This window comes from Pantoea conspicua (genome assembly GCF_002095315.1).
Classification (GTDB): Bacteria; Pseudomonadota; Gammaproteobacteria; order Enterobacterales; family Enterobacteriaceae; genus Pantoea; species Pantoea conspicua.
In genome coordinates, this window is sequence record NZ_MLFN01000082.1 from 1 (window position 1) to 9,717 (window position 9,717).

The window sequence follows — 9,717 nt, forward strand, 5'->3', positions numbered from 1 at the left end:
TGTCACGCCTCAGCGCTGCGGATAGCCCTTTCAGCAGCAGAGGCGCTCAGGCCTCCACCATCGCGCCCTTTTTAACAACACGCACTGAAGCCCCAGAGCAGGCCGGGGCCGCTCTGGGGCAGGCAATCCGCAGCGCTGAACAGAATGAGTTTGCCAGGAGAGCCCGCAGGACGCGGGCGAAAGGCGGGGCGGCACAGGATGTGCCATCCCCGGCGGTCCGTCAGGCAGAGGAATGAAGTGAAGGAACCGCGCAGCGGCGCGAGGACCGCCAGCCCCTGAATGGCACCAGACTGCGTTATAACCTGTCGCTTAACTGACGAGCATTACGGGCATACCCGGCTACTCATCACGACACAAACTAGCGTTTTTTCTTTCTTCCCTGCACCGCCTTGAAGCGCGGATTGGTTTTGCAAATGACGTAAATGCGGCCTTTGCGGCGTACCACTTTGCAATCGCGGTGGCGACTTTTTGCTGAGCGCAGCGAGCTTAATACCTGCATGATCCTCTCTCTTACTTATGGCCCAGGAAGCGACCAAAACGCTGGTTAAAGCGTGCGGTGCTGCCCTCTTTGGCGAAATCTTTCTGCTTACCGGTATAGAACACATGCGAGGCCGACGACACATCAAGCGTGACGTAAGGCAGGGTTTCGCCTTCAAATTCCACGGTGCGGTCAGTGCGGATGGTCGAACCGATTTTGAACCACACGTCCGCCGATGTGTCATGGAAAACCACATGGCGATAGTCGGGATGGATATTCGCTTTCATAATACTCACCTATGTAATGTTATATTATAACAATATTATGCGCCGGGTTGATCGGGATTGCAACCGTTGGGAGGATTAGGAGCAGCAAGAATAGAAGAACAGCGCAGATAACGTCAGTACAGAAAAAGGAGAGCCGGGCACAGAAGAGACACATTCCGGTAAGGATAAAAAGCAGGGCGAAGAGCAAGGCAAAGAGCAGGGCAGAGAACGTCAGCGCAGCAAACGGGAAAACCAGGCAGCCAGCAGACGCCGCCCGGCAAACAGAAATAAAAAAGGCCGCTTGCGCGGCCTTTTACCTTTTCACAACTCAGAAATCGTTAGTGAGTCTGGTTGTGTTCAACCGGATGACCTTTTTCGATTTCCGATTTGTTCTTATTGAAGCGGCGACGTACCACCACGAAGAACACCGGAACGAAGAAGATAACCAGTAAGGTCGCAGTCACCATACCCCCGACCACGCCGGTACCCACGGCGTTCTGCGAACCTGAACCGGCACCGGTACTGATCGCCAGTGGCAGTACGCCGAGAATGAACGCCAGTGAGGTCATCAGGATAGGACGCAGACGCATACGACAGGCTTCCAGCGTCGATTCAACCAGCCCTTTGCCCTCTTTATCCATCAGATCTTTAGCAAATTCGACGATCAGGATGGCGTTCTTCGTCGAGAGGCCAATGGTTGTCAGTAACCCCACCACAAAGTAGACGTCGTTACTTAATCCACGCAGCGTAGTGAAGATCAGTGCACCGATTACCCCGAGTGGCACCACCAGCATGACGGAGAATGGAATCGACCAGCTCTCGTACAACGCGGCGAGACAGAGGAAGACCACATCAGCGAGATGGCATACAACGCCGGTGCCTGGTTGCCTGACAGACGTTCCTGATAGGACATCCCGGTCCAGTCATAACCGATACCTGCAGGCAGCTTTGAGGCCAGCTCTTCCATCAGGTCCATTGCCGTACCGGAACTCTTACCTGGCGCAGCTGTCCGAGGATCTCCATAGCAGGCAGACCGTTGTAACGCTCAAGACGCGGTGAACCATATTGCCATTTTGCTGACGAGAAGGCAGAGAAGGGCACCATGGTTCCGCTGCTGTTGCGCACATACCACTTACCAATGTCGTCCGGCAGCATACGGGAATCCGCGCGTCCCATAACGTACACTTTCTTCACGCGACCGCGGTCGATGAAGTCATTGACGTAAGAGCCGCCCCACGAAGCCGCCAGCGTGGTGTTGATATCGCTCAGGGAAACGCCCAGTGCCTGTGCTTTCTCCTGATCGATAATCAGCTTGTACTGCGGTGTATCTTCCATGCCGTTAGGACGTACGCCCACCAGCGTATCCGGATGCTGAGCGATCATACCGAACAGCTGATTACGCGCTTCGGTGAGCTTTTCGTGACCGAGGTTATTCTGGTCAATCAGCTCGAAGTCGAAGCCGGTAGCATTACCCAGTTCGATAATCGCGGGCAGGTTGAATGGGATCACCATCGCATCTTTGATCGCACCCAGCGCCTGCATGGCGCGGCCTGCAATTGCCGGCACTTTCAGATCGCTGCTGCCACGCTCATCCCACGGCTTCAGGCTGACGAAGGCAATACCGGTATTCTGTCCACGGCCGGCAAAGCCAAAGCCGTTAACGGTAAACACCGACTTGACCGAGTCCTTCTCTTTAGTCAGGAAGTAATCGGTCACCTGGTCCAGCACTTTCTGGGTACGTTCCTGGGTCGCGCCAGCAGGCAATTGCGCCTGTGCCAGCAGCAAGCCCTGGTCCTCTTCCGGCAGGAATGAGGTCGGTAAGCGCAGGAACAGAAACGCCATGCCAACCACAATCACCAGATAGATCAGCATATAGCGGCCGGTGCTGCGAACAATATGGCCTACGCTATCCACATAGTGGTTAGTGCTCTTATCGAACATACGGTTAAACCAGCCGAAGAAACCGGTGGTCTTACCGTGTTCGCCTTTTTTAACCGGCTTCAGCATGGTGGCACATAGAGCTGGCGTCAGAATGAACGCAACCAGCACCGACAGCGCCATCGCTGAAACGATAGTAATAGAGAACTGGCGGTAGATAACCCCGGTTGAGCCACCAAAGAAGGCCATCGGGATAAATACGGCTGCCAGCACCAGGGCAATACCCACCAGTGCGCCCTGAATCTGTTCCATTGACCGTTTGGTCGCTTCTTTCGGCGGCAGTCCCTCTTCCGCCATGACGCGCTCAACGTTCTCAACCACCACGATGGCGTCATCCACCAGCAAGCCGATGGCCAGCACCATCGCGAACATCGTCAGGGTGTTTATTGAATAGCCAAAGGCGCTGATAACGGCAAATGTGCCTAACAACACCACCGGCACGGCGATCGTCGGGATCAGCGTGGCGCGGAAGTTCTGCAGGAACAGGTACATCACCAGGAACACCAGCACAATCGCTTCTAACAGCGTTTTCACCACTTCGAAGATGGAGATCTTCACAAATGGGGTGGTGTCGTAGGGATAAACAACCTTCATACCGGCCGGGAACGTAGATTGCATCCGGGTCAGTTCCGCTTTCACCGCGTTGGCGGTATCGAGCGCATTGGCGCCGGTCGCCAGTTTGATACCGATACCGGAAGCCGGTTTGCCGTTATAACGGGCTATGATATCGTAGTTTTCGGCGCCGAGTTCAATCTTCGCCACGTCACGCAGACGTACCTGCGAGCCATCCTCATTCACCTTGAGCAGAATTTTGCCGAACTCATCGGCAGAGGTCAGACGGGTTTGCGCAATGATAGAGGCGTTCAGCTGCTGGCCTGGCACCGGTGGCGTACCACCAAGCTGACCGGCTGCAACCTGGGTATTCTGGGTATTCAGCGCACTGATCACATCAACCGGGGTCAGGTTGTAGTTGTTCAGCTTGTGCGGGTCCATCCAGATACGCATCGCGTACTGTGCACCAAATACCTGGGTGTCACCCACACCTTTGGTACGGCTGAGCGGATCCTTGACGGTAGAGGCAATATAGTCAGAAATATCATTCTGCGTCATATTGTCATCATCACTGATGAAACCGGCCACCATCAGGAAGCTGCTGGAAGATTTTTTAACCTGAATCCCCTGCTGTTGCACTTCCTGCGGCAGTAACGGCGTCGCCAGTTGCAGTTTATTCTGCACCTGAACCTGCGCAATATCCGGATCGGTGCCTGACTCAAACGAGATAGTCAGGGTCAGAGTACCGGATGAGTCGCTGCTCGAGGACATATACATCAGTCCGTCGATGCCGTTCATATTCTGTTCGATGACCTGGGTCACCGAATCCTGCAGTGTTTTCGCATCCGCACCTGGGTAGGTGGCCTGAATCTCAATCGCCGGCGGCGCAACATTGGGATATTGCTCGATCGGCAGTTTGAGAATCGATAGCGCACCTACCATCATGATGATGATGGCGAGCACCCACGCAAAGATGGGGCGATCGATAAAGAACTTAGCCATGAATCAACGGCTCCTGTTATGACGATGACTTATCAGACTGCGACTTTGCATCGGGCGCAGCTTTAGCATCGTCTGAGACTTCTTGTGGAGTAACCTGTGCACCCGGCTTGGCGCGTTGCAGACCGGTACTGATCACACGTTCACCTGCTTTCACACCGTCGGTCACTAACCACTTATCGCCAATTGCTTGCGTGGCGGTCACGGTACGTGATTCCACTTTATTATCCGCACCCACCACCATCACAGTCGCCTGACCGGTTGGCGTACGGGTGACCGCCTGTTGCGGTATCAGCAGCGCGCTTGGGTTGGTACCTTCATCCAGACGGGCGCGAACAAACATGCCAGGCAACAGCACATGGTTCGGATTCGGGAAGATGGCACGCAGGGTGATAGAACCGGTGGTTTCATCAACGGTCACGTCAGAGAACTCCAGCGTACCCGGCTGGGCGTAGCTGCTGCCGTTCTGCATCAGCAGCGTCACGTTGGCTTTACCATCGTTCTGCTTCAGCTGACCTGACTCCAGTTCGGAACGTAAACGCATGAAATCTTCGCTCGACTGGGTGACGTCAACGTACATCGGATCAAGTTGTTGCACGGTTGCCAGCGCGGTGGTTTGTGCGCTCTGCACCAGCGCTCCTTCGGTGACCGATGATTTGCCGATGCGGCCGCTGATAGGGGAGGTGACTTTGGTATAGGCCAGATTAATGCGGGCCGTCTCAACGTTGGCTTTGGCGACCTGAACCGCGGCAGCGTTTTGCGCGGCGGTAGCCACGGCAGTGTCATAATCCTGCTGACTGATATATTTGGTGCCAAGCAGTGGCTTATAACGTTTCACAGTCAGTTGGGCGATACGGGCATTGGCTTCTGCCTGCACCAGATCGCCTTTTGCGCTGTCATAAGCGGCCTGGTAGGTTGCAGGATCGATCTGATAAAGCGACTGACCCGCTTTGACATCGCTGCCCTCAATAAAATTACGCTTCAGAATGATACCGGAAACCTGAGGACGCACTTCAGCCACGCGATATGCAGAGGTACGGCCAGGCAGTTCGGTGGAAATTTTCAGCGGTTCAGCTTTTAACGTGACAACGCCCACTTCTGGCGCCTGTTGTTGGGCGGCTTGTTCGGATTTATTGTTATCACATCCTGTTAACAAAAAGCTGCCTGATAGCATCAGGACGGCCGCCAGAGGCGATAATCCTCTGATTTTATTCATAAATAAACCTCTAGTGTCCGATATCAATTGATCAATGGATCACAATCCGAAGAACCCATTGCTGCGTCAAATCGCGGGTCATGCTATGGTACATACATTCACAAATGTATGTAAACTTACACGTCTGTAAAAAAAGCCCCCTATGGCACGAAAAACCAAAGCGCAAGCACTTGAAACACGGCATCAAATTCTCGATGCCGCCGTCATCCTGTTTTCACAACAGGGCGTTTCTGCCACTTCACTGGCGGATATTGCTTCAGCGGCCAGCGTCACGCGGGGAGCCATCTACTGGCATTTCAAAAACAAAGCTGATGTTTTGCATGAAATCTGGCTTCGCTGCGATGCCGGGCTGGATAATGTGGAACTTGAGTATCAAACAAAATATCCCGGCGATCCACTCTCTGTTTTACGCGCCATGTTGGTCTATATCTTTGACGCAACAGCAAACGATCCGCAACGTCGCGCACTGATGGAGATCATTTTCCATAAATGCGAGTTTGTTGGCGAGATGGCGGCGCTGAAGAATATCCAGCAGAGCTTACTGCTCGAATGCTACGACAAAATTGAAGATGTGTTGCGTCAGTGCATCGAAGCGGAACAGCTTCCGGGTAGCCTCAATACCCGCCAGGCGGCGCTGATTATGCGCGGTTACGTTAATGGCATGATGGAAAGCTGGCTGTTTACGCCAGAAAGTTTCGATTTAGCCGGCGATGCGCCTGCGCTGGTGGATGCCTTTATCGATATGTTGCGCCTCAGCCCGACCCTGACCGCCCGCGGCTAAGCCGGTGGCTGGCGGTCACGTTTGTTTTCAAAATCGCGCTGCACCATGGCCAGCGCCGACAGCACAGTTTCAACCGGCAGCTGGTTCTCTTCCAGTAACTGAATCAGATCCACCGCCAGTTTAACGTCATCCGGGGCATTCTCCAGTGACATCTCTCCTCCTATATACGCAGTTTCGCTGCCACCAGCAGCATTAACAGGGAACCGGCAATCGCCATGCCTAATGCGCCGATGTGCAGCGTCGCCAGGCTACCCAGTTCAAAATAGCTGGCAATGTATCCGCCAATCAGCGCGCCAATCATCGACAGCGTCAGAGTCGCAAACAGGCCACCCGGCCGGCCCGGCATCACGATGCGTTTAAGCAACCCTAACAGCAATCCGCAGAGTAGCCAGATCAGTAAACCCATTATTTTTCTCCGTGCCGAACCCTATCGGGTATAGAAGCGCTTTTTTGCCGCTGCGCTTTATTCCTCCTGCTGACCGCCGCGTAGCGATAATGCCCATTCTACCGAGCGAATCGCCTGCCGGCAGCGTGCCAGGCGGCCCTCTAATGTCTCCAGATCCTGCTTCAGCTGATGCTGAACCGCCAGCGTTTCCGCCAGCGCCAGTCGCTGTTCACGCTGATCAATCATCGCCAGCAGCCGCCGCTCATATTCACGATATTCCTGATATTTGACGGCGCGAGGATTGCTCAGTGGCTTTTCACGCCGGGTACGCAGCTGCTGGGTGCTTGCTTCACGTTGCAATGCCGCCACCTGATCGACCAGTCGTTCAGCCAGCCAGGCGCTGCGGACCAGATCGCTGGCGCTGTCGCATAGGCGGGTAAAATTCTGCTCCACCTCAGCCAGATAGTCGGCGAGGCGGGTTCCTTTGGTGCGGAACAGCTGACTGTCGAAGCGTGGCAGGCGACAGTGCCCGTCGGGATGTGCGGCGATATCCTGACGTAGCGCAATAAGCGCCAGTTGCAGACGCTGTTGTGCTGAGATCGGGCTCATGCCGTCAGGCTCCGTTGTGCTAACGTAGGCGGATGAGGAAAGAGTTGGGCGGCATTCATGCAACGCATTCTGTTATTAACCCTCGGCTGGCTGGCAATTATGCTGGGGACCCTGGGCATTGTATTACCATTATTACCTACCACGCCATTTATGCTGTTGGCCGCCTGGTGTTTTGCCCGCTCATCGCCGCGCTTTCATCACTGGTTACTGTGGCGCTCGCCGTTCGGGCGATATCTGCGCCACTGGCAGCAGCATCGCGCCATGCCACCCGGTGCGAAAGGGCGCGCTATCTGCCTGATTGTGGTGACCTTTGCCATTTCAATCGCGTTGGTCCATCTGTGGTGGGTACGCATTCTGCTGCTGGTGATGCTGACGATACTGCTGCTGTTTATGTGGCGGATTCCGGTGGTGTCAGAATCAGCGGACGCGCCGCCGCCGCCGCGATAAAGTTGCATTTATCCGGTCATTTGCTTAGATTTGGGCGTCTTCGTGCGTGGCTTCCCTTTGTGAATTGACTTCCGCTGAGCCTTTTACCAGGTATTGGCGCTATTGAAGCTGCGCGAAACAGAATTTTTTACCAGGCGTATCATTATGACCGACACTGCGCAGCAACTTGAATTCATTAAAAACAGCATTAAAAGCATTCCTGATTATCCGAAGCCGGGCATCCTGTTTCGTGACGTGACCAGTCTGCTGGAAGATCCTAAAGCCTATGCCGCGTCAATTGCGCTGCTGGTTGAACGCTACCGTGATAAAGGCATCACCAAAGTGGTGGGGACCGAAGCGCGCGGTTTTCTGTTCGGCGCGCCGGTGGCGTTAGGTCTGGGCGTAGGGTTTGTCCCGGTGCGTAAACCGGGTAAGTTGCCGCGTGAAACCTTCAGCGAGGCTTACGAGCTGGAGTACGGCACCGATCGGCTGGAACTGCACAAAGATGCGATTCAGCCAGGCGACGTAGTGCTGGTGGTGGACGATCTGCTGGCGACCGGTGGCACCATTGAAGCCACCGTCAAACTGATTCGTCGCGCAGGCGGCGAAGTCCGGGATGCCGCTTTCATTATTAACCTGTTCGATCTGACCGGTGAAACGCGTCTGAAAGCCCTCGGTGTTGAGAGCTACAGCCTGGTCAATTTCCCCGGCCATTAAGCCTTTGTTCGACCCTGTCATGCGGCAGGGTCGTCACGCCTTCTCGTTCAAGATAACGAGTGCCAGGCAAAAGCGTAGCTGTTAGACTACTGCAATCCTGTACAGGGGTTGCAGAGCGTCTGCGCTCATCTTTTCCATCCAACTTCGTCGAATCCACATGAGCTATCAGGTACTTGCGCGAAAATGGCGTCCCCAGGCTTTTGCTGATGTTGTCGGTCAGGAACATGTTCTGACGGCGCTGGCGAATGGATTGTCTCTGGGACGTATCCACCATGCATATCTCTTCTCCGGCACACGCGGCGTAGGGAAAACCACCATTGCGCGTCTGCTGGCTAAGGGCCTTAACTGCGAAACCGGCATCACCGCCACGCCCTGTGGACAGTGTGATAATTGCCGGGAGATCGAGCAGGGCCGTTTTGTCGATCTGATTGAGATCGATGCCGCGTCGCGCACCAAAGTCGAAGACACCCGCGATCTGCTCGACAATGTGCAGTACGCACCGGCGCGTGGCCGCTTCAAAGTCTATCTGATTGATGAAGTTCACATGTTGTCGCGTCACAGCTTTAATGCGTTGCTGAAAACGCTGGAAGAGCCCCCGTCACACGTTAAATTTTTACTGGCGACCACCGATCCGCAGAAACTGCCGGTGACGATCCTCTCCCGTTGTCTGCAGTTTCATCTCAAGGCGCTGGATGTCGATCAGATCCGTCAGCAGCTTGAGCGTGTTCTGCAGCAGGAGCAGATCGACAGCGAAACGCGGGCCCTGCAGTTGCTGGCCCGCGCCGCTGACGGCAGTATGCGTGATGCCCTGAGTCTCACCGACCAGGCGATCGCGATGGGGCAGGGCGCCGTGACCAGTACCACAGTCAGCGCCATGCTCGGCACGCTGGACGACGAACAGCCGCTTGGCCTGCTGGAAGCGCTGGTCGACGGCGATGGTCAGCAGGTAATGTCGTTGCTGAGTCAGGCTGCATCGCGCGGTGTGGAGTGGGAAGCGCTGCTGGTTGAAATGCTGCGCTTACTGCACCAGATTGCGATGGTGCAACTGCTGCCAACCTCGCTGAACGACGACGACGAAAGCAACGCGCTCAGGCTGCGTGAGCTGGCGCGCGTGGTGCCGCCTGCCGATCTGCAGCTCTATTACCAGACCTTACTGATGGGCCGCAAAGATTTGCCGATTGCGCCCGATCGCCGGATGGGCGTAGAGATGACGCTGCTGCGCGCACTGGCGTTTCATCCCAAAGCTGCGGTGGCTGAACCGATTGCCCGCCCCGGCGCTAACCCAGCAATCAGCGCCGGTGGCACCGGCGGAACAGCCGCAGGCAGCGGCGAAGCCCGGCCCCGGTAGCG

The 9,717-nt window shown here is 55.4% G+C and carries 9 protein-coding genes and 2 pseudogenes; 4 read left to right on the forward strand and 7 right to left on the reverse strand.

What is annotated here, in order from left to right:
• Window positions 1-358: 358 nt before the first annotated feature.
• From ykgO to HA41_RS18780, 4 genes and pseudogenes are all read right to left on the reverse strand, one after another.
• Window positions 359-499 carry a type B 50S ribosomal protein L36 gene (gene ykgO / locus HA41_RS18765; RefSeq protein ID WP_094122026.1) on the reverse strand — a complete coding sequence of 47 codons (141 nt, stop codon included), beginning with the start codon at window positions 497-499 and terminating at the stop codon, window positions 359-361.
• Between the two features lie 11 nt (window positions 500-510).
• On the reverse strand, window positions 511-765 hold the full coding sequence (locus HA41_RS18770; protein ID WP_094122027.1) for a type B 50S ribosomal protein L31: 255 nt from the start codon (window positions 763-765) through the stop codon (window positions 511-513).
• A gap of 317 nt (window positions 766-1,082) precedes the next feature.
• Window positions 1,083-4,236 (reverse strand): annotated as a pseudogene (locus HA41_RS18775) (efflux RND transporter permease subunit).
• 16 nt (window positions 4,237-4,252) lie between these two features.
• On the reverse strand, window positions 4,253-5,449 hold the full coding sequence (locus HA41_RS18780; protein WP_094122028.1) for an efflux RND transporter periplasmic adaptor subunit: 1,197 nt from the start codon (window positions 5,447-5,449) through the stop codon (window positions 4,253-4,255).
• Between the two features lie 142 nt (window positions 5,450-5,591).
• Between HA41_RS18780 and acrR the strand changes: the two genes are divergently transcribed.
• Window positions 5,592-6,230: a multidrug efflux transporter transcriptional repressor AcrR gene (acrR, locus tag HA41_RS18785; RefSeq protein ID WP_094122029.1), complete on the forward strand. Its 639-nt coding sequence runs from the start codon at window positions 5,592-5,594 to the stop codon at window positions 6,228-6,230.
• On the opposite strand, the gene rsmS is transcribed toward acrR, so the two are convergent.
• Genes rsmS through priC form a run of 3 tightly spaced genes read right to left on the reverse strand, consistent with a single transcriptional unit; the run spans window position 6,227 to window position 7,224 of the window.
• Window positions 6,227-6,382, reverse strand: a complete 156-nt coding sequence (gene rsmS / locus HA41_RS18790; protein ID WP_094122030.1) for a pleiotropic regulatory protein RsmS — start codon at window positions 6,380-6,382, stop codon at window positions 6,227-6,229. The two genes, acrR and rsmS, sit on opposite strands and share 4 nt — an antisense overlap.
• Window positions 6,383-6,390: 8 nt before the next feature.
• Window positions 6,391-6,636 carry a GlsB/YeaQ/YmgE family stress response membrane protein gene (locus tag HA41_RS18795; protein WP_094122031.1) on the reverse strand — a complete coding sequence of 82 codons (246 nt, stop codon included), beginning with the start codon at window positions 6,634-6,636 and terminating at the stop codon, window positions 6,391-6,393.
• 57 nt (window positions 6,637-6,693) lie between these two features.
• Window positions 6,694-7,224 (reverse strand): primosomal replication protein PriC, encoded by a 531-nt coding sequence (priC, locus tag HA41_RS18800; RefSeq protein ID WP_094122032.1) that lies wholly within the window; start codon window positions 7,222-7,224, stop codon window positions 6,694-6,696.
• Window positions 7,225-7,281: 57 nt separating this feature from the next.
• On the opposite strand from priC, the gene HA41_RS18805 reads away from it, so the two are divergent.
• The 3 genes and pseudogenes from HA41_RS18805 to dnaX form a co-directional block, all read left to right on the forward strand.
• Complete coding sequence (locus tag HA41_RS18805) at window positions 7,282-7,671, forward strand: DUF454 family protein (protein WP_094122033.1); 390 nt, start codon at window positions 7,282-7,284, stop codon at window positions 7,669-7,671.
• 144 nt (window positions 7,672-7,815) lie between these two features.
• On the forward strand, window positions 7,816-8,367 hold the full coding sequence (gene apt / locus HA41_RS18810) for an adenine phosphoribosyltransferase (RefSeq protein ID WP_094122034.1): 552 nt from the start codon (window positions 7,816-7,818) through the stop codon (window positions 8,365-8,367).
• 157 nt (window positions 8,368-8,524) lie between these two features.
• Window positions 8,525-9,717: pseudogene (gene dnaX, locus HA41_RS18815) on the forward strand (DNA polymerase III subunit gamma/tau); the annotation flags it as partial.